The organism is Streptomyces sp. NPDC048295 (assembly GCF_040652135.1).
Taxonomy (GTDB): Bacteria; Actinomycetota; Actinomycetes; order Streptomycetales; family Streptomycetaceae; genus Streptomyces.
This window is the reverse complement of the sequence record NZ_JBEZLL010000028.1, coordinates 65,159-86,847: the sequence shown is the minus strand read 5'-3', so window position 1 is coordinate 86,847 and position 21,689 is coordinate 65,159. Positions and strand designations below refer to the sequence as shown.

Genomic DNA, 21,689 nt, shown 5'->3' with positions numbered 1-21,689 from the left:
ACGCCGTGGACACGCCGATCGACGACTGGATCACCATCGCGGCCTACGAGAATCTGCCGGGCCGCCTCCGCCCGATGGCGGCTGCCCGCGCTTGACTGCGCGACCGCGGCATCGACTGGATGCCCTTCGGACCGGACGAGATCCAATGGGGTCTGGCCTGTGGCATCGGCCCCGACGGACACTGGCACGGCTGGTTCGACGTCCGCATCCGCGCCGGAGCGTTGCGGCGGCTCGGGCTCCATCCCGACCAGCCGACCGCCGGAGCCACCGGCACATCTCCACCTGGCTGGTGGCATGCCGCCGCAGAACGCAACGCCCGTGATCGGTAGGCCTGGTCCGAGATGCGGTAGCGGCCCTCACCGTGCAGCCGGGAGCCCGTACGGGGACGCGGACAGGTGGACAGCGTGCAGTCCGGAGAGCTCCGGGCAGTCGGACGTGCGTGCCCTCTCAGCCGGTATGGAGGATACGGAAGCGATCGAGGTCCGCCGGGTCCCGGTCGACGACCTGGATGGGCGGCCAGACCCATTGGCGTACGCCGATGCCCGGCGCACGCGAGAACCGGATCGGTCCGCGGGTGCCCTCGATCGCCACGCGCGGCCACGAATCGGCGATCACCGCACGGTCCGTGCCGTGGGAACGCAGTATCGCGGCGAGGACGGCGACGGTGTCCCAGCCCTCGAACGCGACGAAGGAGGGTGCCTCGCCCAGCAGTTCGCGAAGTTCCCTGCCGACGCGTTCGCCGAGCGGACCGAGGCGTTCGGGCAGGTAGCGCAGGAACGGGATCCCCGCGCCGTCCTCGCCCAGCGCCGCGGCCCATTCGGCGAATTCCGGCTGTCCGGCCGGAGCGCCGATGAGGATCTTTGCGAGTCGCCCGTCTCCCCGGACGGCCCTGACGATGGGCACCGCCGGCTCCGGATGGCCGACCAGCAGGAGGAGCGCCGTCACGTCGTGCTCGACGAGCGCGTCGCACAGGGCCTCGGGGCTGAGCGCGTCGGTGTCCAGTTCGACGACGGTGCCGCCGTGGGAAGCGAGGTGATCGCGCAGGACGCGGGTCCCGGACGCCCAGTAGACACTCGGCTGGGTCGCCACGGCGACGCGGCGCCGGCCCACGCCGAGGAGGAAGTCCGCGTAGATCCGCCAGCCACGGGACTGGGCCGGGGCCAGGCGCGCGACCCACTCCGTCGGCTCCTCGGTGAGCGCGTCGAGCACAGCGGACGAGCAGAGGAACGGCACACCGAGGGCGTCGGCCCGGGCGGCAGCGGCGCGGGCGACGACACTGTGGTACTCGCCCGCCACTGCGGCCACGCCCAGGCCGGCCAGTTCGTCCACAGCCGCCGCGGCGCGCTCCGGATCGGCCGCGGTGTCCCGGACCACCAGCTCCAGCGGCCTGCCGCCGATCCCCCCGTTGTCGTTGACCTCGCTGACTGCCAGGTCGAGTCCTGCGAGCAGGTGTCGGCCCGCTCCGGCCCAGCCGGGCCTCGTCAGCGGGACAAGAGCGCCCAGGCGGACGGGCGACCCGGCCGCGTGCTCCGCTCCGGACGGCGACGAGAGCGTGTTCATCGGGTGGCGTCTCCCCTGGCATGGTGCGGTCGTGTTCCGCCCGGATCGCGCTCCGGCCGGGGCCGGCGGTTCGCGTCGCGCGCGTCTCGCCGCGGCGGGCACGCCCGGGTGATCATGCCGGTCATTGGACCCACCACCATCGCCCCCTGGCAACCGATTATCCGCTCGCCGGGCTGCCGGGCAGCACGAGGTTCACAGCCACCGCCCGGCTGCCTCGACGCTGTCACCGCCGCTGGTGTTGAAAGCGATCGCGGCTCCTGGAGCGTGCTTGCGGACGAGGTTCACGACCTGTTCGAAGAACGTCACGAGCGGCTCGGGCTTGCGTATCCCGCCCCCGATGACCACGACGTCCCAGTCCCGTTCGGACAACGCCGCGACCACCGTGGACTCGGCTGATTCGTCCGGCGCGATCAGAGTCACGGAGGCATCGACGGCATGTTCGCCGAAACGGGCAAGCTCCTTGTCCAGGACCGCGCGCATGGCATCCCCGTCCATGCCGGGCACCGCGTGCGGGTCGAAACCGAGAACGAGAGCGGAAGGCATGTTCTGCATGACGACCGTACGGGTTCCCGCCGCACGAAGCCGTCCGAGTGACGGCGCCGTCCGGGATCGACGCGGCCCGCCGGGACGGTCGAGGCGACTACCAGGTCACCGGCAGGTGCCGGGGGCTCCGGGTGAGAGCGCTCCTGCGCCATTCGACAGCCTTGACCGGCACGGTCAGCCGCAGACCGGGGAGCCGGGCGGCCAGCCGGTGCAGGGCGAGGCGGAGTTCCGTACGGGCCAGAGAGACACCCAGGCAGTAGTGCTGTCCTCCGCCGAAAGCGAGGGTGGGATGTTCCAACGGGGCGAACAGGTCGGCGAAGGGGTCACCGGGGAAGGTCGCGGTGTCACGGTTGGCCGCGCCGCGGTCGAGGGTGACGAGGTCGCCGGCCCGGATGGCCACCCCTCCGATCTCCAGGTCTTCGGTGGCGCGCAGCGGGTTGAAGTGCTTCGCGGGGTCGTTGAGCGGGATCAGGTGGGTCAGCCGGTCGGCCAGTGCTCCGGCGGCCGCTTCGTCGCCGCCCAGACGGGCCCAGTCCTGCGGGCGTTCGTCCAGGAGGTAGAGGAGGGCGTTGCCCAGCATGGTCATGGTCGTGTCGTAGCCGGCCGCCACGAGCGTGCTGACGAAGTTGATGAGTCGGGATTCGGGGATGCCGCCTTCGCGGTCGGCGGTCCGTACGAGGGTGCTGATCAGGTCCGGGCCCGGGGTGCTTCGGCGTTCGGCCATGAGGCGGGTGGCGAGTTCGGTGAACTCCCGTGCGGCGTCGGCGGTTTCGTCCTCGGGAACGGAAGGGTCGGGGAAGGCGAGCTCGGTCCATCGCAGCAGCCGGGTGTCGTCGACCTCGTGGACTCCGAGCAGCTTGTTCATGACTGCGATGGGCAGGGGTCGGGTGTAGTGGTCGACGAGGTCTGCGGGCGGGCCGTGTTCGGCGAGGTCGGCGACGAGCCGGTCGGTGACTTCGGCGACCATGGGCGTCAATCGGCCGACCCCCCGAGGGGTGAGGACCCCTTTGGCGGTGTGGCGCAGTCGCAGGTGCCCGTCGCCGTCCTGCTTGGTCATGGCGTCGGGGCTTTCGATGAGGGGCGAGGTGGCCGTCGCCGGCAGCAGGGCTCGGGTGAACCGGTCGTCGGCCAGCACCTGGCGGACGTCGTCGTAGCGGGTGAAGTGCCAGGCCGGGCTGCCGCCGGGCAGCGTTGTGCGCCGGGGCGGGCCGGGGTCGGCGAACGTCAGCCGGTGCAGGGGAAGGGACTTCTCGTCGGCTGTCATGGTCCTCCTGACCCCGGGGTACGCGGACGCGTCATCATCCTGACACCGATCGAACACACAGTACGCAGGTGACTACTTTCAGTGTGTCGCCGGTGCGCCACACTGCGTCCGCGCGGTGCGGCTCCGGTCCGCTTCTCACAACCATCCGGAGCGCTGTGCCTGCAAGGCCATCTGGAAGCGGTTCGCGGCGCCCAGCCGGGCCATCAGGATCTGCAGGCGGCGGAAGAGCGTGCGGCGGCTGATTCCCAGTTCGCGGGCGATGACTTCGTCGCTGGCGCCGCCCGCGAGGAGCCACAGCAGTCGGCGGTCGGCGGGTGGCAGACCGCCGGGGTGCGTGGTGCGGCCGTGGAACGGCAGGGCGTTCTGCCAGGACTGCTCGAACAGCGCCACGAGGGCGGAGAGCAGTCCGCACGGCTGCACGACCAGCATGGCGTTGTGTACGTCGGCCTCTTGGATCGACAACGACACGAGCGCGTACGCCTCGTCGATGATCACGAGTTTGACCGGGACCGATGGCAGTACCCTGGCCTGTTCACCGGCCTTGACGCACGGTTCGATGACGTCCTTCAGGTGGCCCGGGTGCTCCAGCGACTCCCGCGAGTACACAACACGCTGCCTCACACCGCGGGCGAGCGTGGCCAGCGCGTCGTCCGTGGCTCCGGGCAGGGGGAAGTACGGCGGTGACTCGAACTGCCGGATCTGCTCCCGGGCGCTCGCCCAGGCGTGACGCATCCTGGGGCCGATGGCCTCGCCCGTGACGACCTCGACGAGATGGTCGTTGTACGCGGCGAGCCGCTGCCGCCGGAACGACTCGAACGCGCCCCCGACGGTGATGCGGGACTCCTCGATCTCGGCCGCCCGGTGCCGCGCGAGGATCTCCAGGCCCGCGGTGGGCGGAACCGGGGCCACCACGTCCCGGCCTTCCTCGGCCGCACTGGCGAGGCCGGCGTCGACCAGCGCACCGTACGCCTCGGCCAGTTCCGCACCGCTCAGACCGGACGCGGCCTCGATCTCGCTCAGCGGAGCGGGCGCCAGTTCGAGCAGCGCCAGATAGACCCGGCTCGCCGTGTGATCGATTCCCAGAAGCCGGAGAGCCTCGCCGAGTTTCCCGTTCGCCATATGTCTCATTGTCGGTGACTCCGGTCCGGGCCGTGGCGGATCCGTGCCAGTGGCATTTCTGGGCACCGGGCGCGGGCGATGCGGGATACCGTCCGGGGGCCGCCGACGAACGGCGGCAGCGAGGGGCTCCGAGCCGCCGCACCGGGATCAAGGCCGTCCGGACGGCTCGCGCCGCCCCTCGCCGCTGAGGAAACCCACCCGGAAGAAGGTGTACGCCGTGGCGAAAGGCCGCAAGAACGGTCTCTACTCAGGGATCTCCGAGGAACTGTCCGCTCTGATGCGGACGGGGTGGGCGGACACCGAGCGGCACGACCTGCGGCCCGACGAGCAGGCCCCCTACGCGGACCGTCGCCGCGCCGCGCTCTCCGCGCGTTTTCCCGGCGAGCGCCTCGTCGTTCCCTCGGGGAATCTCAAGGTCCGTTCCAACGACGACACCTACCCGTTCCGGCCGTACTCGGGCTACGTGCACATGACCGGGGACCAGGCCCGGGACGGCGCTCTCGTTCTCGAACCCCGTGCGGACGGCGGCCATGACGCCTACTGCTACCAGCTGCCGCGGGACGGCCGGGACAACGACGAGTTCTGGACCGGTTCCACGGCGGAGCTGTGGATGGGCCGGCGCCGCTCCCTCGCCGAGTCGGAGCTCGTGCTCGGTCTGCCCTGCCGGGACGTCCGTACGGCGGCCGACGACCTGGCCGCCGCCTCCGGTGTGCCGACCCGGATCGTCCGCGGTGTCGACCCGTCCCTGGAGGCCGCCGTCACCACCGAGGAGGAGCGTGACGCCGAACTCGAAGAGGCGCTCAGCGATCTCCGCCTCGTCAAGGACGACTGGGAGATCGCCGAGCTTCGCAAGGCCGTGGACTCCACGGTGCGCGGGTTCACCGATGTGATCGGTGACCTCTCCACGGCGATCGCTTCGTCCGAGCGGTGGATCGAGGGCACGTTCTTCCGCCGCGCACGCCTGGAGGGCAATGCCGTCGGCTACGGCTCGATCTGTGCCGCGGGCGAGCACGCCACGATCATGCACTGGACGGACAACGACGGTCCGGTGCGCCCCGGGGAACTGCTCCTGCTCGACGCGGGCGTGGAGACGCACACCCTCTACACCGCCGATGTCACGCGCACGCTTCCCATCAGCGGCACCTTCACACCTCTGCAGCGCAAGGTCTACGACGCGGTGTACGAGGCGCAGGAGGCCGGTATGGCAGCGGTCAAACCGGGCGCCGCGTACCGGGACTTCCACGAGGCGTCCCAGCGTCACCTGGCGGCGCGGCTGGTCGAGTGGGGCTTCATCGAGGGCCCGGCCGACCGTGCGTACGAGCTCGGTCTCCAGCGCCGCTTCACCATGGCGGGCACCGGCCACATGCTCGGACTGGACGTCCACGACTGCGCGCGGGCCAGGAACGAGGAGTACGTCGACGGCGTGCTGGAACCGGGCATGGTCCTCACCGTGGAGCCCGGGCTGTACTTCCAGCCGGACGACCTCACCGTGCCCGAGGAGTGGCGCGGCATCGGTGTCCGCATCGAGGACGACCTGGTCGTCACCGACGACGGTCACGAGAACCTGTCGGCGGGCCTGCCGAGGGCGGCGGACGAGATCGAGGCGTGGATGGACAGGCTCGCGGGCTGACGGAGTCACAACAGGAACCGGACGTACCGACCACGGGCACGGTCGACGCGGACTCGTCACCATCGCTTCGGCGTCGGCCCCGTGGGACTCCCCCGTCCGCAGGACACATGGAAACCTCTCCGGAAAAGGCGACATGATCTGTCGCCTTTAACGTGCACGGTGGCGCCATGGACAAGAACAGGAACACCCAGCAAAGCGGCGGGGGCACCCCGCTCGCCGGCCGGATCGCGCTCGTCGCCGGGGCCACCCGCGGCGCGGGACGTGCTCTCGCCGTCGAGCTCGGCCGCGCCGGCGCCACCGTGTACGTCACCGGGCGCACCACTCGCGAGCACGCCAGTGAGGTCGGCCGGACCACGGAGACCATCGAGGAGACCGCGGAACTGGTCACCGCGGCCGGCGGCACCGGCATCGCCGTCCCCACCGATCACCTGGACGAGGACCGGGTACGCGCCCTCGTCGAGCGGATCGACCGCGAGCAGGGGCGGCTCGACATCCTGGTCAACGATCTCTGGGGCGGTGAGCACCTGCTCATCGGCTCCGTCTTCGGCAAGAAGAGCTGGGAGACGCCGCTCGCCGACGGCCTGCGCATCCTGGAACTCGGGGTGCGCTCGCACGTGATCACCGCGGCGCTCGCCCTCCCGCTCCTGGTCCGCTCCGAGGCGCCCCTGCACGTGGAGGTCACCGACGGCACAGCGGTCTCCAACCGCCGTTACCGCGAGAACCTCTACTACGACCTCGCGAAGAACGCCCCGATCCGGATCGCCTTCGGGCTGGGCGAGGAACTGGCGGAGTACGGGGGGACGGCGGTCGCTGTCACGCCGGGCTTCCTTCGTTCGGAACAGATGCTCGCCCACTTCGGCGTGAGCGAGGAGAACTGGCGCGACGCCGTCGCCCAGGAACCGGGCTTCGCGATCGCCGAATCGCCGCACTACCTCGCCCGCGCGGTCGCCGCGCTCGCCGCCGACCCGGACCGGGCCGCCCGCTGGAACGGGAAGTCCGCTTCCAGCGCAGAGCTCGCCAGGGCCTACGGCGTACGGGACATCGACGGCAGCCGGCCGGACGCCTGGGCGTACTTCGAGGACGTCACGTACGGCGGCAAGGACGGTTCCCCGGACGACTACCGCTGAGCGAGCCTCCGGCCCCGCGCCGCACAGGACGGCAGCGGCCCGCGCAGGCCCGCAGAGGCGGGCGTGCGCGGGCCCATCGGGACCAGCCGCATGTGTGTCTTCACGAAAGGCGCTTGCGCCGCACCTGTCGGCGGTCCCGCTGTACCCGGCGCAATGGCTGATACGGCGGGACCGGGAAAGATGAGTACGGCGGCTCAGGCCCGGGCGGCAGCCGGCCACCGACGATGAGGTTCGACCCCGTCGAGATCTGGAGGCCGCTCCGTGCTCAGCCGCATGGCCGACATCCTGGTGCCGGCTTTCGGCCGCCTGTCGGTGACCACCGACCCCGGCTGCGAAATCGCACCGGGCAGCATCATCTGTGCGAACCACACGTCCCTCGCCGACCCCGCCGTCGTGATCGCCGCGCTGCGCCGCCTCGGTGCCGAACCGGTCGTCATGGCGGCCGCAGGCCTGTGGCGCGTCCCCGTACTCGGCCGCTTCCTCGCCCGTGAAGGGCACATTCCCGTACACCGCGGCGACCGGCGGGCTGCGGCCGCGCTCGACCTCGCCGCCCGCGCCCTCGATCAGGGCAGGTGCCTGCTCATCTACGCCGAAGGCGGTCTGCCCCGCCGCAAGGACGCCGCGGAGGCGGCCCCCGGCAGCTTCCGCAGCGGCCTGGCCAGGCTCGTCGGGCGCACCGGCGCGCCCGTCGTACCGGTAGGCCAGGCCGGCGCGCGGCGGATCACCTCCGGTGGCGTGGTGAAACAGCTCGCCGGCCTGGCGACAGCGCCCGCGCGCCGGCCGGATCTGCACGTCCACGTGGCCGCGCCGCTGGCCCTGGCCGGTGACATCACGGCACGTACCGCGCGGGCCCGTACCGCGGTGACCACGGCATGGCGCACAGCGGCCGCGCACCTCGGCGAGCCCGCCGCGCTCACCGCACGGTTCGCATAGCCGTCGACTCGACGGGGGCCGCCGGCGTACATCGGCCTGTACAGGACTTCTCAGCGCCCCGTCCCGTTCCCCGCCCACACCGTGGGGTGCGGCCCGACCACAGGGCGGCCTGTTCGAGTTGTCCGGCGAGGCGGAGGAGTCGGTCGTCGCGCCCGTATCCGGCGGCGGACTGCATACCGATCGGGAGCCCCGTACCGGTGTCGGCGGTCACAGGCACGGACTCGGCGGGCGTGCCCGCGACGTCGAACAGCATGGTGAAGGGCGAGCGGTCGTGGATGTGGTCGATCCAGTCGAGGCCGTCCAGCGTCTCCGTGCTCTCGGCGCAGGTGCCCAGGGGCACGGGAAGCTCCGGCGGGACCGGACGTTCCCCACGGACACCTCTCGTCTTGCTCAGGCTTCCCGGGTCTCCCGCACCGGCCGGCACCGCCCCGCAAGCAGCCCGTCGGCCTTGCCGAACGGTGCCCCTGGCCGCACCGCGCTTTGCAAGTACCACCGGCCGTTGGCTCATGCGGTGACCCGGGCGATGAACGCCGTGAGGTTCACGACGGTCCGCTGGATCCTCTCCTCCAGGGTGAGTGACTCCGGCAGCCGCGCACCGACGCCCGCGTCCTTCTTGCCCCGTACGTACAGCGGGCAGGCGAGGTCGCCGCACATGTACGCGCCCACGGAGTTGCCCTGCTGTCCGGCCCTGCCCGCTTTCGCGGCGACCATGAGCGAGACGCCGCCGGTGTGAACGGTCATGCACATCGAGCACATGCTGCGCCGCGTCTGCCAGGAGGCGGCGCCGGTGCAGCGCAGGGCGAGTGCTGTCGGGCGGCCGTCCAACTCGGCGACGAGGTAGGCCCGGTCGGGGGCCTGGGGGTCCCTCCAGCCGAGGAAGTCCAGGTCACCCCAGGGCCGTTCGGCCAGGTCGTGGGGGATGGACAGACGCTTGGCCTCTCCCTTGGTGCAGTTCACGAAGGCGGTGCGGATCTCCCCCGCTGTCAGAGGTTTCATGAACGACACGCTAGTTTGCCTAAAACCTTTAGGCAAATGCATAATGGGTATCGCTGAACAGGAGGCAGGTTATGGTCAGAGTGGGACTGACACCGGAGCGTCTGACTCTGGCGGGGGCGGAACTGGCCGACGAGGTCGGCTTCGATCAGGTGACCGTCTCGGCGCTCGCCCGGCGGTTCGACGTCAAGGTCGCGAGTCTGTACTCGCATCTGAAGAACTCCCACGAACTGAAGACCCGGATCGCGCTGTTCGCGCTGGAGGAACTCGCCGACCGGGTCGCCGATGCCGTGGCCGGGCGTGCCGGCAAGGACGCCCTGGCAGCCTTCGCGGACGCCTATCGCGACTATGCGCGGGAGCACCCGGGTCGCTACGCCGCTGCCCGCCTCAGGCTCGATCCCGAGACGGCGGCCGCCAGCGCCGGGGTGCGGCACGCACAGATGACGCGGGCGATCCTGCGCGGCTACGACCTGACGGAGCCGGACCAGACGCACGCGGTGCGGATGCTGGGCAGCGTCTTCCACGGCTACGTCAGCCTGGAACTGGCCGGAGGCTTCGAGCACAGCGCCCCCGACTCCCAGGAGTCCTGGGCCTGGGTCGTGGACTCCCTCGACGTTCTGCTGCGGAACCGGGCCACAACCCCCCGACCGGCCGCCCGCACCGCCGGAGGCGCCGGCTCGTGCCAGGCACCGGCGCATCCGAACACCGGCACATTCCGGAAATCTTGATCACCAGGCTGAGGAAATGAACACCGAGCGCGACACGATCACCACACCTGTCACCACGGACATCCTGCGCGGCCACCTCGACGTGGAAGCCACCGCGCACGGTCTGCTGCCCCATCGTCTGCCCGCCCGGGCGCGCAGGCAGATCCCGGACGACCAACTGGCCGTGGCCGAGGCCCAGCCCTCCGGCGTGCGGCTGGCCTTCCGTACCCGGGCCACCACGATCGAACTGGACACGCTGCCCACCAAGCGCGTCTACCGGGGATTCCCGGCCCCGGCGGACGGCGTGTACGACCTGCTGGTCGATGGCCGTCTCGCCGCCCAGGCCACAGTGGCCGGCGGCAACGTACGCACGATCACCGACATGGTCGCCCAGACCTCCGAGTTGTCACCGGGGCCTGCCGGCACCGCCCGGTTCACCGATCTACCGACGGGCGACAAGGACATCGAGATCTGGCTCCCGCACACGGAGATCACCGAACTGATCGCCCTGCGCACCGACGCCCCCGTCGAGAAGGCTCCGGACAGCGGGCGCAGGGTGTGGCTGCACCACGGCAGTTCCATCAGCCACGGCTCGAACGCGACTCATCCGACCGCCATCTGGCCGGCCCTGGCAGCCGCCCGGGGCCGGGTGGACCTCGTCAACCTGGGGTTCGGCGGCAGCGCGCTGCTCGACCCGTTCACCGCCCGTGCGATGAGGGACGCGCCCGCGGACCTGATCAGCGTCAAGGTCGGCATCAACATCGTCAACGGCGACGTCATGCGCCTTCGCGCCTTCTCCCCCGCGGTCCACGGCTTCCTCGACACCATCCGCGAGGGACATCCGACCACGCCCCTGCTCGTCGTGTCCCCCGTCCTGTGCCCGGTCCAGGAGGACACCCCCGGTCCTCTCGCGCCCGACTTCGACGGCGGCGTCCTGCGGTTCAAGGCGACGGGCGATCCGGCCGAACGCGCCGCCGGGCGCCTGACGCTCACCATCATCCGCGACGAACTCGCCCGGATCGTCGGGCAGCGGTCGGCCGACGACCCGAACCTGTACTACCTCGACGGCCGTGACCTCTACGGCGAGAAGGACTACGCAGAATTCCCACTGCCCGACGAGGTCCATCCTGATCCGGCGGGACACCGCCGCATCGGTGAGAACTTCGGGCGGCTCGCGTTCGGCGAAGGCGGCCCTTTCGCGACCAGAACCGAATGACCAGAACCGAGTGACCAGGACCGGCCGACCAGGACCGGCTGCCCGGGACGGGCGATCTGCCCGGGCAGATCGCCCGGCGTTGCGGCTTCGCCGGACCCGGCCCCTTTTCGGCAGCGGTCCTGCGCCACGTCGGTGTCCGGCCGTCGGTCCACCGCACGGTCTGATCGCCAAGTGGGCCATCCGACGCATGCCCTCGCGCCGCGCCTTCGCCCTGCGTTCGAGGGATGACCTTCGCCTGTCTCCCTGATGGCACACTCCCGGGCGACCCCATGATGGACGGGCTCGCCGGGCCGAAGGATCTGCCGGCCACGACCGTCTGCGCATCCTCGCTTCGTGGACCGCGCAATCCACGCTCAAAAACCAGTGGAACAGCGCCGCTGTGCGCCATTACCTTGCTGCCGACCAAGTTGTCCAGGCAAGGACGTTCCGTTGTACACCGTGTGAGACCCCCCGAGTGCTGATCTGTCGCGCGTCGCGCCTGTGCGCCGCGCTCCTTTCTGCTGCGGACTTTCTCACTGAAACCGGTGTACTTCTGTGCTCGAAAACTGGGTGGTCGTTCCCACCTGCCTGCCGCTCGTTCTCCGTCGCTGCCATTCGTGCGCGTCCGAACGCTTCCGCACCAGCGGCAAATTCCGCGTCAACGCGAACCACAAGCTCATCGACGCCTGGCTCCTCGCGCTCTGTACCACTTGCGGGGAAACCACAAAGCTCACGGTCCTGGAGCGGGTGAACGTGCGCTCCGTACGACCTGAGTTGCTGGACCGGCTGCATGACAACGACCCAGGCCTGGCAGCCGAGTTGCTCCAGGATCCGGTCGTGCGGCGACGTAATCGCATCGCCCTCGACTGGGACAACGCCTGGCGCCTCGACACCGGCGGATCGGATCACCTCGACCGCGAGGTGATCGACGTCTCGGTCCGCTTCGAGGCACGCATCCCCGTCCGCCCGGTGCGGCTGATCGCTGAAGGCTGTGGTCTTTCGCGGGCCGAGGTCGAGAGACTGCTCACGGAAGGGAAAATCGTCTCGACAGTCCGGCTGAACGGCAAGCTCTCCGGCGACTTCGCCTTCATGCTCAAGCGCTGATCCCTCCTCAGGACCCGGGGCCTGTCCGGCAAGACCCGTCGGACAGGCCCCGGTACGGCTCGCGGAGCCGCAGGCGTTCTGGCATCGGTCGCCTGGCTCATCGGGGACATCCTGCTCCTCGGCAAGCCCGTGGCATCGCCCGACGAACATCCCCCATCACCCTGTGGAACACCCGTCCCAACACCGTGGAGCACAAGCCGATGCCATCGCCGTCGCCGTCGCCTGGCAGCCGATCCGGACCGTGGGAAGTCGGGCGACGGATTCCGAGGGCTCGTCAGATTGCGGGTGGACTCCGAGCCCGGACTGCGGGCCCTGGTGGACTGCTTCGCCCGCGGCAGCATCGTCCCGTACAAGGCGTCCGACTATGCCCGCCTGCTGCACGAGTCCTTCCGGCCGCGGCTGCGCTCCCTGCGCCGCGACCCGGCCGTGTCCCCGAGGGTCCGGCGGGGCGCGATGGCGGCGCTGGTGGAGGGTGGCGGTGGCGACGCGCTCGACGACCGTGACCGGGCGGCGGTCGAGCGGCTGATACAGGTGAAGACCCCGGACGAGGTCCCGACGCTTCCGTCGCCGGTCCTCAGCGGCTGGTGGATGGCCGTGCCCGGGGCATCGTACGAGGGTGTCTTCAAGGCTCTGGGCCTGCACGACCGGCGGCCCGTCACGGTCTCCGCCGGTGTTGAGGCGGCAGAGAGCCAGGCAATCCGGGTGGCTGGGCCGGACGGCGCCGACCGCTCCGTGGGGCGGGCCTTCGTCACCCCGGAGCTGGACGGCTGGCGCCTGGTCTTCGGCCCCTTCGACCAGCTCGTCGACGAGCCCTGGGACGGCATGATCGAGACGGTCAAGCGGGTCAGCGTCCACTGCGGCCAGGGCCAGTACTTCTTCCTGGACGACGCGGGCGGCTCCGATGTGTGGATCGTCGCCGAGAACGGCCGGGTGATCCGTCAGTACGCCGCCGAGAGCAGCCCCGAATGGGAGGGCGACCCGCTGCCGTGGGAGACCCTGGCGGTGGACGACCCGGACTTCGACCCCGAGTACGACGAGGCCGCGCCCAACGCGGGGACCGCGGGCGCCCGGTCCGCCTGCGAGTACCTCTCGGTCGACCCCGACGAGGTCGGCCCGGACACCGAGGTGCGCGGCCACGGGTGGCTGGCTGTCACCGCACCGGGCGTCGGCCACGGCGCGTTCCCCGGGACACTCCGTATCTGAGGCACCGCCGCAGTCTCCGGCCCCACCTGCCGGCGTCCCTCCGACCGCTCGACGCGAGCGGTCAGAGTACGTCGTGGTGTGCGCCGCGCCCATCGAGGAGATGCTCCCTGCCCCAGGCGCCCAGCGGGCCCAGTGCCTCATTCAGTGCGACGCCACGCGGGGTGAGGGCGTAGGTGACGCGGCGCACCGCCCCCTCCATCGCCTCCTCCCGGAAGACGATGCCATCGGCCTCCAACTCCCGCAGATGAGAGGCCAGGACCTTCTCGGTCACGCCCGGGACGCCCCGCCTCAGCTCACCGAACCGGCAGGAACCCTCCTTCAGCGCCCACAGGATGAGCACCTTCCACTTACCACCGACCACGTCGATGGCCGCGTCGATGCCGCACACGTACGCGTCTCGCCTGGTCATCCGCTTACTTTAAGGCAACCACCCACAAAAGAGTGCGTACTTGATCACGGCCAGGACGTGAACGAGCCTGATCGGCATGGACAACCACAACACATCCAGGACCCCCGTCACGCTCCTCGGCCTCGGCGACATGGGCACCGCGCTGGCCCGCGCCTGGCTGGCCTCGGGACACCCTCTGACCATCTGGAACCGCACCCCGGAGAAGGCCGGACCACTGGTGGCAGATGGCGCCCGGGCGGTGGCCTCCCCCGCCGAGGCGGTGGTTTCGGCAACCGGTCCCGTCGTCCTCTGCCTGCTGGACGACGCCTCCGTGGGCGAGGCCTTGGACGGCATCGACCTGAACGGCAAGGACGTCATCAACCTGACCACGAACACCCCCGCCCAGGCCCGGCAGCGCGCACGTTGGGCCGAGGAGCGCGGAGCTCGTTTCCTGGACGGCGGGATCATGGCCGTGCCCCCGATGATCGGCCGGCCGGAGACCGGCGGCTACATCTTCTACAGCGGCGACCACACCGTGTTCGAACGCCACCGCCAGGCACTGGAGGCTCCCGCCGGCGCGAAGTTCGTCGGTGAGGACCCCGGCCACGCGGCACTGCACGACATCGCCCTGCTCAGCGCGATGACCGGCATGTTCGCAGGCATCACCCACGCCTTCGCCTTGATGGGGCCGGAGAAGGACCTTGACCGGGCCCGATTCGCCACCCTGCTCGCGGAATGGCTCGGCGCCATGTCCGGAGCCGCCCACGGTATGGCCGCCCAGCTGGAGAGCGGCGACTACACCGAGGGGGTCACCTCCAACCTCGCCATGATGACGGCGGCCAACGACACACTTGTGGCCACGGCGCGGGACCAGTCCGTCGATCCTCGGCTTCTCACCCCCTACATGGAGCTGATGGGCCGGAGAGTGGCCCAGGGCCACGGCGACGAGGGCCTGGCGGGCACCGTCGGCCTGCTCGGCAGCGAATGACGGTTCACTGTGCGTGCGCGGTTCCGAAGCCGGTGAGCAGAACCCCGCCGCGAGGCTGTCGACGCGATCCGCCGAGTCAGGGAGTGACCGTGTAGCTCAGATCGTGGGCTGTCAGCGACGAGGGAGCCAGCCGCAGCCACACCGTGCCGCGCTGATCAGGATCATCATGCAGGTAGCGTACGAAGCGCGAGTCCCAGCGGGATTCGTCCGCGCCCAGATAGCGGACCAACTTGCGGCGCCCACGCGGGACGTCGAAGGGAACGAGTTCGGCACGGCCGCGGGCAATGACCTGGCGGACAAGTCCGGTGGCGACGTCGCACACGTCCACCACGAGCGCGATCCGCGCATCCGCGCCCACTCGGTGGAACAGCTTGGTCCACGGCCCGGTCAGAACCCAGAAGGCGCCTTCCTCCCACAGGAACCACACCGGCCGCACGCTCGGTCCGTCGGTGGCGATGCGTGCGGTGAGCGGCTGCCCGAGGAAGTCGTCGATGTCAAAGGGAGGAGGCGTCATGCCCCCATACTCGTGCTCCCGGCCGCCGCCGAATAGCCTGCGGCGGCCGGGGCCGCGCGGCTCGTCACCAGATCCGGCGTCGTCGTCCCAACCGCCTCCCCGCTTGCTCGATGAGTTCGGGCGACGGATCGGGTCTTCTGCCCCGGTATGACTCGCACCGTCGCCGACATCTCGGTTTCCGTCGACGGCTTCGTCAGCGGCCCCTGCCCCGGCCAACAGTCGGGGCACCGGTGGCGAGGCCCTGCATACCTGGGCATTCTTCGACGACCTCGACGACCGCCGGGTGCTGCGCGAGGCGGCAGCCCGCCCGGGCGCCGTCGTCCCCGGCTGCCGGCTCCTCGACATGGCCGACGGGCCGAACGGCTGGAACAACGAAACCGGCTGCGGCGGTGCCGGGCGAGGTCTGCGGGCCGGCGTTCGTCGTCGTGACGAGCACGTCACCGCAGCCGGTGCGGCTCACCGGCCTGTACCGGACGTTCGTCACCACCGGACTGCCCGACTCCGTCGCCACCGCGCGCAGTCGCGCCGAGGCGGCATCGTCGCACAGCGGCAACGGCCTCGGCGTCGGCGTCATGGGCGGCGGCGCCACCATCGGCTCGGCACTCGAAGCCGGGCTGGTCGACACGCTGACGCTGCGTCCGGCGGCCGTCGTGCCGGGCTCCGAGACTCCCCTGTTCGCCGGCGGAACGCCACGCACGCTGGTGCGACGGAACACGATCTCGACATCGAACGCGGCGTATCCGACCTACGACGTCCTCTGGCCACGCCGTACGGTGTGGGTCCGGCTGCGTGGTGGGCTGTCGTGGCCGGACACACCGTGCCGGGGAAGCCGGATGCCCCCTATCGCGTGTTGCGCAGCTTGAGAATGTACGTGGCGGTGAGCGCGACGACACGGTCCTCGTCATGTGCCAGATCCGCGAGGGCACGTGACGCCAGGATCCCCGGAATGTCCGCGAGCGCCTGCGTCAGCCGTCGCCGTGCGGGCGGTGCCATGGTGTCGCGGGCCAGGCGGTCGACGAGCCCGGTGGTGATCCGGTCCTCCGACGCGGGATCACTCGCCAGCGTGCTCAGTACATCGGCCGCGTCGACGTCATTGCTCTCCTCGACGATCATGTCGATGAGCGTCGGGACCGCCTCGGCCGCTCCACGTGCCCCGAGCGCCAGAGCCGCGTACCGGCGGACCACGATGTCGGTGCCGGGGTTCGTGAGAGCGTCGTGCAGCAGGGCGGTCGCCTCAGCGTTCGGAATCTCGGCGAGGCACTGGACGGCACGCTTCCGCACCTCCGCCACGGGCGAGCCGAGGCCCTTCGCCAGCAGTGTCGGCCCGTCCTCGCCCGATTGCGCAAGAGCCCAGCGAAGCGCTCCGGCGACGTTCGGGTCCCCCTCGCTCAGCACGGCCTCGACCAGTGCTTCCACCGGGACGGGCACTGCCTCGACCGCGGACAGGGCCGCTCGCTGTCGCGCCGCCGCGTTCTTCGACCCCAACGCCTGGAGAAGCGTGACGACCTGGAGGACGTCCTCCCAGCCGGCGGGTTCCGCGGCATCGATCCGACGGAGTCGCGTGAGCAGCTCCGTCTCCGCTGCGATGCGGTCTCGCGTCTGGCGGATGAGGTCGTCGACGAGCTCCGCGGGCGCGAAGCCGGGGTCGTCGAGCGCGCGCCCCACATCGCGCAGCGACAGCCCCAGGGACCTCAGGCTCTCGATGTGGAAGATTCGCCGGATGTCCTCGCCGGAGTACTCCCGGTAGCCGGAGCCGGTACGGCCCGTCGGCCGCACCAGGCCGAGCGATTCGTAGTGCCTGAGCATGCGGGCACTGACCCCGGACCGCCGCGCGACGTCACCGATCAGCACTGCCTACCGCCCCTCCTCGCCGGCCGCGCCGAGGGCCACGACGCGCTTCGCCTCCTCGATCGCGAACCCGAACCCGGCATCCGGGTCGCGCCACAGCCTTTCCGTGGCGATCGCGTGCGCCCGCACGCGAGGGTCAGGATCGGTCGTCGCGGCGCCCAGTGCCGGCAGCATCACCTCCCCGAGCGCGATCAGCGCCCGGCTGAGGCTCAGCTGCGTCTCGTGTTCGCCGCGTCCGAGCTGCGTCGCCAACACTATGGCCAACGCGTACTCCTCACCTTCGGGCACCATCACGACCGCCGCCCGCCAGGCGCTGCGGGCCACCTCGTCGTCGGCGTCGGACAGCAGCGCCGATGTGATCGCCGGCCACGCCTGCCGATCCCCGATCTTGGACAGCGTGTGCAGCGCCTGGCTCCGTGCCTGGGCACGTTCCGAGCGGACTTCGCCGAGAAGCACCGGGACCGTCATCGATGCCGTGTGGCGGGTGAGTGCCCACGTCAGCATTTCGCGTACGTAGAACTCGGACTCGACAGCGCATCGCTCGACGAGCTTGCCGATGAATCCCGGGTCCGGGTTCGTGCCGACCGCGAGCGCTGCCTGCAGCCGGACCGACGAGCTGTTGTTCTCCAGTCCCTGGAGGGCCCGCATCGTTTTCGTGTCCTCTTTCGACATGGTCATCAGGACCACCTCCTCGGCCACAGTGAAGTGCTTGTCACTGTGTCAAGGTCAAGCGCCCGAACTCCTGGTGGGAGCCGGCCTCAGGGAGCCGGCCTCAACGCCCGCCGGAGGTCACGGACGCCTTCCCGGCCGAGCCTGACCAGCAGCAACGGCATGAGGACCATGAGTGCGAGCCCGATCAGGACCAGCAAGCCGTACCCCACCCTGTTGCTCGTCACGGAGTGGGTGCTCGCCGTCCCCGGACGTCCCGGCTCGTAGTGGACGCGGATCGTGTCGCCGATGTCCGCGTCACCGCCCTCCCAGAACCGGTACGAGCTCCCGGAGGGCGTGGTGAAACGGACTTCGATCCTCTTGAAGCGGCTTCCCTGGGGGCCTGCCACCGTGTCCTTCGCCTCGACGACTCCGTCGACCGACCGTCCGTGCGCGGCGGCCGCGGAGGCGTCGTTCAGCCCGTCGATTCCCCCACGGACGAACCCGTACCCGAGGACGACGAGAAACGCCACAAAGGCCGTCACGGCCACCCCGCCCACGACCTTCCCGGTGACGCGTGTCCACGCGCCGAACCGGTGCAGCCACCGCCGTCCGCTCACCGGCCGTCACCCCTCCCGTCCACGTCCCCCGGCCCGCCGGGAGTCACTTCCCTGCGCGCATCAGCAGATGCCCCGGCGGAACCGTTCCCCTTCGCACGGCTCACGCAGCATCCGGCCGACCTCGGTGAAGCCGGCCGCACCGGCCGGCCCCCGCGCACTCGTCGACAGGCCACCGGCAGGCCGTCGTCACCTTGTGGTCGAACGCCGTGGTCGGCCACCTTCCGACTCGAAGAAGGCAAGCAGAAGCGTTCCCTCGGGAGCAAGTACCCGGCGGAACTCGGTGGAATACCGGGGCACGCCCTGCGGTGGGGTGTGAATGACCGAATACCAGGACATGATGCCCTGCAGCCTGCCGTCGGCCAGGTCCGGCGCGTCCGTGGAACCGATCTCGAACCGCAGGTCCGGGTATGTCTTGCCGGCGAGATCGATCATCACCGGCGACAGGTCGACGCCGAAGGCGTCCAGCTCCAGTTCCAACAGGTGCGCAGTGAGGTACCCAGGTCCGCATCCGAGCTCCGCGACGAGCCCGGGGGCCGGCTGTCCGCACGGTCTCGGCGAACGCGGCAGACACCGCGCGATCCAGCGGAAGCGCGTCGAGTGAGTCGCGGGCGAGTTCGGCGTAGAGAACAGCTGCGGCATCGCAGGCATCGGCTGTCACACGGTGATACGAGGGAAGTTCAGGCACAGGCGAGGGCGGGGACACCAGGGCCTCCCTGCCACGGATTCCCTTTTGCCTTCCGTTCCTTGTGGGGACTGTACGGTCCCGGCAAGCAACACGTGGTGCCCGGGAGGACGCCTTGACGGGTCTCCCGGGCACCACGAACGGAGCAGTGGCGCGGATCAGTCCACGACGTAGAGCTTCTTCGGCCAGCCGACGTGGTCCAGGCGCTTGAACAGGTCCTTGATGTTGGTCGGGTTGAGCTTGATGCAGCCGTTGGAGTAGTAGTCGTTGGGGCCACTGTCGGTCCACCGCTCGGACTCGACGGTGCCCTGCTTGCCGTTCGGCTTCATCTCGCTGTGGATGAACAACTCGGTGCGCTTGGTGCCGTTGTGGCACGTGCGGTCGGAGATCTTGATGACGAAACCGTTGATGATGCCGTCGAAGTTCTTGCGGTGCCACTGGACGGCGTACGGCTTGCTCGCCCCGGCGTTGGGCAGCCAGCCCTTGCCGACGGCGCAGGTGTTCTTGACCTGGCCCGAGCCCGCCTTGTACGTCTTGATCACCTTGTCCCGGCCGGGCGTGCGCTTGACCAGTTCGAGGCGGGAGTTGGTGACCGAGCCCTTGTTGAAGCGCAGGTAGTAGGCGTCGGTCGTCCGGGCGGAAGCCTGGACGGTCGCCCGGGTCTCGGTGCGCGCCTGCGCCGTGGCCGCCGTGGTGGCGCTCGGGCCACCGACGAGGACGGCGGCGAGCGCGAGGGGGATGATGCGTGCTGACCGTGCGTTCGTGCGCATGGGAACACTCCTGTGTGACGTGTGGCTGTACGTGACTGATTCGCCGGCAACACCGACCCTGCTGGCCGGGGGCACCGTCCGGCAAGGAACCTCCGGTGTCCCGGACAGTCCGGAGATGTCCCGGCCGGTCAGCGCCGCTTCCCGGACAGAGGTCCGGGCCTCGGCAGAGCCTTCACCGCCTGTCGGACGGAGGAGAGGGGACGCCGCCATGGACACCACGGAGGGTGTCGGGCCCGAACGCGCGTACCGCGTCGCGCAGTTCACCGGCAGGGTGGGAAGGGAGCGGCATGGTGAAGCGGAAACGGCTGCAGCCCATTCCAGAAACGTGCCGTACGGAATCGGGGGCGCGACGGTCCGTCAGCCGTCGCGGTCCGTCCGGGCCCTGGCCCTGGCCCGGTCGCGGCCGCGGCCGCAGTCGCAGTCGCAGTCGCAGTCGCAGTCGCAGTCGCAGTCGCAGTCGCAGTCGCAGTCGCAGTCGCAGTCGCAGTCGCAGTCGCGGAACCATGCACCCGTCCGCACCAGCACCGCGGCTCCCGCCCTGTACGAGGGCAGCCACAGGGGCGTCGTGGCCGCCAGGCAGTCGGCAACCCATTGCGCCGCGTTGCATTGTGCTGTGGACCGGGTGGGGCCGTCAGGCCTTGAGCTCTCGGAGCGCCGGGATGCCTGCCATCAGGCGGATGGCGTCCCAGAGACGAAGGGCGTCCGCACGGGCGGGAACGGTGTCGAGGACGGGGCCGAAGAACGACCGCTCATCGCCGTCGGGTGCGGTGACGGTCAGGACGGGGGTGCCGATCCCGGCGTCGATGCGGTCGACACCGGCGTGGTGGGAGGCGCGCAGCGCAGCGTCGTACTCGGTGGTGGTGCCGGCCTCGGCGAGCCCGGTGGGCAGGCCGCTGCGGTGCAATGAGCCTCCGCCAACTTGAAGTCGCAGGTCAAAGGGCTGGTGTGGCCGATCCTCAGGGCGCTCATGCTGGTCGTGGGCGGGAGCCCACGGCGAAGATCATCCGTCAGCGGTTGACTTCGAGGTTCGTCAGAACAAGCAGGGCTCGCAGGAGCTGGGTGGCGCGGGCGGGGTCGGTGCGGAGCTTGGTGAGGATCCGCCAGTTCTTGAGGTGGGCGAAGCCGGCACTCTGCTCCCCGCCCCGCCCCTGTCAGACCGGCCCGATAGTGTGACCGCCATGAGCGACGGCATCGCGTGGATAGGCGCACAGCAGACCACCCCCACCCCGCCCGGTACCCGTGGCATGTACGCCGGGATCTCCCTCACCCTCGCCCGAGGTGTCGATCAGGACGAGTTCCTCATCAACCTCGGCGCTGACCTCGACGAGCTGAGCGAGCGCGTTCCCCTGTCCGAGCTGCGCACCCGGCCCCTCCCCGACGCACCGCCCACCGCACAGTTCAGCTACGCCATGTACGGCACGTGCGGGGATTGGACGTACGTGCTGGAGAACGACCACATGGCCACCTGGGCAGGCGGCTACCAAGGCAAGGTCAAGTCCATGACCCCCTGCCCGGATGAAGAGATCCTGTGCCTGACCGTCAACCGGTACAGCCCGCCCGCCGCGCTCATTCACGCCCCCGGTGACGGGCGCGCCTACCGGGCCGAGTTCGGCACCGCCACCGGCCGGGGCGGCTTCCTCGACCTGGCGCTGACCGCCGAGGGCGCCGTGTTCCCCTCGATCCCCGATGCCAGTGAGGCCGAGGTGGTGGCCTACCACGAGGAGCACGGGCCGCGCCTGCCGGAGCTGGTGTTCACCGCCGTCGGCAAGTACACCGACGTCGTCATTGACCAGGCCGCCGTGATGGCCGGCGACCTCCCCGCCGTCCACCTCCTGATGTCCTGACCCCGCGCA

The 21,689-nt window shown here is 70.4% G+C and carries 25 protein-coding genes and 2 pseudogenes; 11 read left to right on the top strand and 16 right to left on the bottom strand.

The window, feature by feature from the left end:
- Positions 1-119: 119 nt before the first annotated feature.
- Positions 120-329: a hypothetical protein gene (locus AB0D53_RS32805; protein WP_362452821.1), complete on the top strand. Its 210-nt coding sequence runs from the start codon at positions 120-122 to the stop codon at positions 327-329.
- A gap of 118 nt (positions 330-447) precedes the next feature.
- Here the strand turns inward: AB0D53_RS32805 and AB0D53_RS32800 are convergent, their stop codons facing one another.
- From AB0D53_RS32800 to AB0D53_RS32785, 4 genes are all read right to left on the bottom strand, one after another.
- The gene (locus AB0D53_RS32800) at positions 448-1,560 is read right to left on the bottom strand and encodes an ABC transporter substrate-binding protein (protein ID WP_362452820.1); all 1,113 of its coding nucleotides are present in this window, start codon (positions 1,558-1,560) and stop codon (positions 448-450) included.
- A gap of 192 nt (positions 1,561-1,752) precedes the next feature.
- On the bottom strand, positions 1,753-2,103 hold the full coding sequence (locus AB0D53_RS32795; RefSeq protein WP_362452819.1) for a hypothetical protein: 351 nt from the start codon (positions 2,101-2,103) through the stop codon (positions 1,753-1,755).
- Positions 2,104-2,200: 97 nt separating this feature from the next.
- Positions 2,201-3,367, bottom strand: coding sequence for a cytochrome P450 (locus AB0D53_RS32790; protein ID WP_362452817.1), 1,167 nt, complete (start codon positions 3,365-3,367; stop codon positions 2,201-2,203).
- 135 nt (positions 3,368-3,502) lie between these two features.
- Positions 3,503-4,486: a LuxR family transcriptional regulator gene (locus AB0D53_RS32785; RefSeq protein WP_362452816.1), complete on the bottom strand. Its 984-nt coding sequence runs from the start codon at positions 4,484-4,486 to the stop codon at positions 3,503-3,505.
- Positions 4,487-4,703: 217 nt separating this feature from the next.
- Here AB0D53_RS32785 and AB0D53_RS32780 point away from each other — a divergent pair, with 217 nt between their 5' ends.
- The 3 genes from AB0D53_RS32780 to AB0D53_RS32770 all read left to right on the top strand — a co-directional run bounded on the left by AB0D53_RS32780 (position 4,704) and on the right by AB0D53_RS32770 (position 8,176).
- The gene (locus tag AB0D53_RS32780; RefSeq protein WP_362452814.1) at positions 4,704-6,116 is read left to right on the top strand and encodes an aminopeptidase P family protein; all 1,413 of its coding nucleotides are present in this window, start codon (positions 4,704-4,706) and stop codon (positions 6,114-6,116) included.
- Positions 6,117-6,283: 167 nt separating this feature from the next.
- Entirely contained in the window at positions 6,284-7,243 is a 960-nt protein-coding gene (locus tag AB0D53_RS32775) for an SDR family oxidoreductase (RefSeq protein ID WP_362452812.1), read from the top strand.
- A gap of 261 nt (positions 7,244-7,504) precedes the next feature.
- Complete coding sequence (locus tag AB0D53_RS32770; RefSeq protein WP_362452810.1) at positions 7,505-8,176, top strand: lysophospholipid acyltransferase family protein; 672 nt, start codon at positions 7,505-7,507, stop codon at positions 8,174-8,176.
- Here AB0D53_RS32770 and AB0D53_RS32765 read toward each other — a convergent pair.
- Positions 8,157-8,516, bottom strand: coding sequence for a hypothetical protein (locus AB0D53_RS32765; protein ID WP_362452809.1), 360 nt, complete (start codon positions 8,514-8,516; stop codon positions 8,157-8,159). The two genes, AB0D53_RS32770 and AB0D53_RS32765, sit on opposite strands and share 20 nt — an antisense overlap.
- A gap of 164 nt (positions 8,517-8,680) precedes the next feature.
- Positions 8,681-9,172, bottom strand: a complete 492-nt coding sequence (locus AB0D53_RS32760) for an FBP domain-containing protein (protein WP_362452807.1) — start codon at positions 9,170-9,172, stop codon at positions 8,681-8,683.
- Positions 9,173-9,243: 71 nt separating this feature from the next.
- On the opposite strand from AB0D53_RS32760, the gene AB0D53_RS32755 reads away from it, so the two are divergent.
- The 4 genes from AB0D53_RS32755 (at position 9,244) to AB0D53_RS32740 (ending at position 13,378) form a co-directional block, all read left to right on the top strand.
- Positions 9,244-9,897, top strand: a complete 654-nt coding sequence (locus AB0D53_RS32755; protein ID WP_362452806.1) for a WHG domain-containing protein — start codon at positions 9,244-9,246, stop codon at positions 9,895-9,897.
- A 16-nt stretch (positions 9,898-9,913) separates the two neighbouring features.
- The gene (locus tag AB0D53_RS32750) at positions 9,914-11,092 is read left to right on the top strand and encodes a GDSL-type esterase/lipase family protein (protein ID WP_362452805.1); all 1,179 of its coding nucleotides are present in this window, start codon (positions 9,914-9,916) and stop codon (positions 11,090-11,092) included.
- A 534-nt stretch (positions 11,093-11,626) separates the two neighbouring features.
- Positions 11,627-12,175 (top strand): DUF1062 domain-containing protein, encoded by a 549-nt coding sequence (locus AB0D53_RS32745; protein WP_362452804.1) that lies wholly within the window; start codon positions 11,627-11,629, stop codon positions 12,173-12,175.
- A 285-nt stretch (positions 12,176-12,460) separates the two neighbouring features.
- Positions 12,461-13,378, top strand: coding sequence for a hypothetical protein (locus tag AB0D53_RS32740; RefSeq protein WP_362452803.1), 918 nt, complete (start codon positions 12,461-12,463; stop codon positions 13,376-13,378).
- A gap of 61 nt (positions 13,379-13,439) precedes the next feature.
- On the opposite strand, the gene AB0D53_RS32735 is transcribed toward AB0D53_RS32740, so the two are convergent.
- Complete coding sequence (locus AB0D53_RS32735; protein WP_362452802.1) at positions 13,440-13,787, bottom strand: helix-turn-helix domain-containing protein; 348 nt, start codon at positions 13,785-13,787, stop codon at positions 13,440-13,442.
- 76 nt (positions 13,788-13,863) lie between these two features.
- On the opposite strand from AB0D53_RS32735, the gene AB0D53_RS32730 reads away from it, so the two are divergent.
- Positions 13,864-14,754, top strand: coding sequence for an NAD(P)-binding domain-containing protein (locus AB0D53_RS32730; RefSeq protein ID WP_362452801.1), 891 nt, complete (start codon positions 13,864-13,866; stop codon positions 14,752-14,754).
- Between the two features lie 76 nt (positions 14,755-14,830).
- On the opposite strand, the gene AB0D53_RS32725 is transcribed toward AB0D53_RS32730, so the two are convergent.
- Positions 14,831-15,268, bottom strand: a complete 438-nt coding sequence (locus AB0D53_RS32725; RefSeq protein ID WP_362452799.1) for a pyridoxamine 5'-phosphate oxidase family protein — start codon at positions 15,266-15,268, stop codon at positions 14,831-14,833.
- Between the two features lie 147 nt (positions 15,269-15,415).
- Here AB0D53_RS32725 and AB0D53_RS32720 point away from each other — a divergent pair.
- A pseudogene (locus AB0D53_RS32720) lies at positions 15,416-16,026 on the top strand (dihydrofolate reductase family protein); the annotation flags it as partial.
- Between the two features lie 82 nt (positions 16,027-16,108).
- On the opposite strand, the gene AB0D53_RS32715 reads toward AB0D53_RS32720, so the two are convergent.
- The 8 genes and pseudogenes from AB0D53_RS32715 to AB0D53_RS32680 all read right to left on the bottom strand — a co-directional run.
- Positions 16,109-17,119 (bottom strand): MerR family transcriptional regulator, encoded by a 1,011-nt coding sequence (locus AB0D53_RS32715; RefSeq protein WP_362452797.1) that lies wholly within the window; start codon positions 17,117-17,119, stop codon positions 16,109-16,111.
- Between the two features lie 3 nt (positions 17,120-17,122).
- Positions 17,123-17,794 (bottom strand): HEAT repeat domain-containing protein, encoded by a 672-nt coding sequence (locus tag AB0D53_RS32710; RefSeq protein ID WP_362452876.1) that lies wholly within the window; start codon positions 17,792-17,794, stop codon positions 17,123-17,125.
- Between the two features lie 80 nt (positions 17,795-17,874).
- A complete protein-coding gene (locus AB0D53_RS32705) occupies positions 17,875-18,384 on the bottom strand; it encodes a DUF3592 domain-containing protein (RefSeq protein WP_362452796.1) in 510 nt (169 codons plus the stop codon).
- Between the two features lie 186 nt (positions 18,385-18,570).
- Positions 18,571-19,023, bottom strand: coding sequence for a class I SAM-dependent methyltransferase (locus tag AB0D53_RS32700; RefSeq protein ID WP_362452795.1), 453 nt, complete (start codon positions 19,021-19,023; stop codon positions 18,571-18,573).
- Between the two features lie 201 nt (positions 19,024-19,224).
- Positions 19,225-19,836 (bottom strand): L,D-transpeptidase family protein, encoded by a 612-nt coding sequence (locus AB0D53_RS32695; RefSeq protein ID WP_362452794.1) that lies wholly within the window; start codon positions 19,834-19,836, stop codon positions 19,225-19,227.
- 357 nt (positions 19,837-20,193) lie between these two features.
- The gene (locus AB0D53_RS32690; RefSeq protein WP_362452793.1) at positions 20,194-20,355 is read right to left on the bottom strand and encodes a hypothetical protein; all 162 of its coding nucleotides are present in this window, start codon (positions 20,353-20,355) and stop codon (positions 20,194-20,196) included.
- 112 nt (positions 20,356-20,467) lie between these two features.
- The gene (locus AB0D53_RS32685; protein ID WP_362452791.1) at positions 20,468-20,740 is read right to left on the bottom strand and encodes a hypothetical protein; all 273 of its coding nucleotides are present in this window, start codon (positions 20,738-20,740) and stop codon (positions 20,468-20,470) included.
- Positions 20,741-20,843: 103 nt separating this feature from the next.
- A pseudogene (locus tag AB0D53_RS32680) lies at positions 20,844-20,960 on the bottom strand (IS5/IS1182 family transposase); the annotation flags it as partial.
- A 54-nt stretch (positions 20,961-21,014) separates the two neighbouring features.
- Between AB0D53_RS32680 and AB0D53_RS32675 the strand changes: the two are divergent.
- Positions 21,015-21,680, top strand: coding sequence for a hypothetical protein (locus AB0D53_RS32675; protein WP_362452790.1), 666 nt, complete (start codon positions 21,015-21,017; stop codon positions 21,678-21,680).
- Positions 21,681-21,689 lie beyond the last annotated feature (9 nt).

What these genes read in the sequence shown, in the direction of transcription:
- AB0D53_RS32805 (WP_362452821.1), top strand. Translation starts at nt 120, where the DNA reads ATGCCCTTCGGACCGGACGAGATCCAATGGGGTCTGGCCTGTGGCATC.
- AB0D53_RS32800 (WP_362452820.1), bottom strand. Translation starts at nt 1,560, where the DNA reads ATGAACACGCTCTCGTCGCCGTCCGGAGCGGAGCACGCGGCCGGGTCG.
- AB0D53_RS32795 (WP_362452819.1), bottom strand. Translation starts at nt 2,103, where the DNA reads ATGCCTTCCGCTCTCGTTCTCGGTTTCGACCCGCACGCGGTGCCCGGC.
- AB0D53_RS32790 (WP_362452817.1), bottom strand. Translation starts at nt 3,367, where the DNA reads ATGACAGCCGACGAGAAGTCCCTTCCCCTGCACCGGCTGACGTTCGCC.
- AB0D53_RS32785 (WP_362452816.1), bottom strand. Translation starts at nt 4,486, where the DNA reads ATGGCGAACGGGAAACTCGGCGAGGCTCTCCGGCTTCTGGGAATCGAT.
- AB0D53_RS32775 (WP_362452812.1), top strand. Translation starts at nt 6,284, where the DNA reads ATGGACAAGAACAGGAACACCCAGCAAAGCGGCGGGGGCACCCCGCTC.
- AB0D53_RS32760 (WP_362452807.1), bottom strand. Translation starts at nt 9,172, where the DNA reads ATGAAACCTCTGACAGCGGGGGAGATCCGCACCGCCTTCGTGAACTGC.
- AB0D53_RS32755 (WP_362452806.1), top strand. Translation starts at nt 9,244, where the DNA reads ATGGTCAGAGTGGGACTGACACCGGAGCGTCTGACTCTGGCGGGGGCG.
- AB0D53_RS32750 (WP_362452805.1), top strand. Translation starts at nt 9,914, where the DNA reads ATGAACACCGAGCGCGACACGATCACCACACCTGTCACCACGGACATC.
- AB0D53_RS32735 (WP_362452802.1), bottom strand. Translation starts at nt 13,787, where the DNA reads ATGACCAGGCGAGACGCGTACGTGTGCGGCATCGACGCGGCCATCGAC.
- AB0D53_RS32730 (WP_362452801.1), top strand. Translation starts at nt 13,864, where the DNA reads ATGGACAACCACAACACATCCAGGACCCCCGTCACGCTCCTCGGCCTC.
- AB0D53_RS32725 (WP_362452799.1), bottom strand. Translation starts at nt 15,268, where the DNA reads ATGACGCCTCCTCCCTTTGACATCGACGACTTCCTCGGGCAGCCGCTC.
- AB0D53_RS32710 (WP_362452876.1), bottom strand. Translation starts at nt 17,794, where the DNA reads ATGACCATGTCGAAAGAGGACACGAAAACGATGCGGGCCCTCCAGGGA.
- AB0D53_RS32700 (WP_362452795.1), bottom strand. Translation starts at nt 19,023, where the DNA reads ATGCCGCAGCTGTTCTCTACGCCGAACTCGCCCGCGACTCACTCGACG.
- AB0D53_RS32695 (WP_362452794.1), bottom strand. Translation starts at nt 19,836, where the DNA reads ATGCGCACGAACGCACGGTCAGCACGCATCATCCCCCTCGCGCTCGCC.
- AB0D53_RS32675 (WP_362452790.1), top strand. Translation starts at nt 21,015, where the DNA reads ATGAGCGACGGCATCGCGTGGATAGGCGCACAGCAGACCACCCCCACC.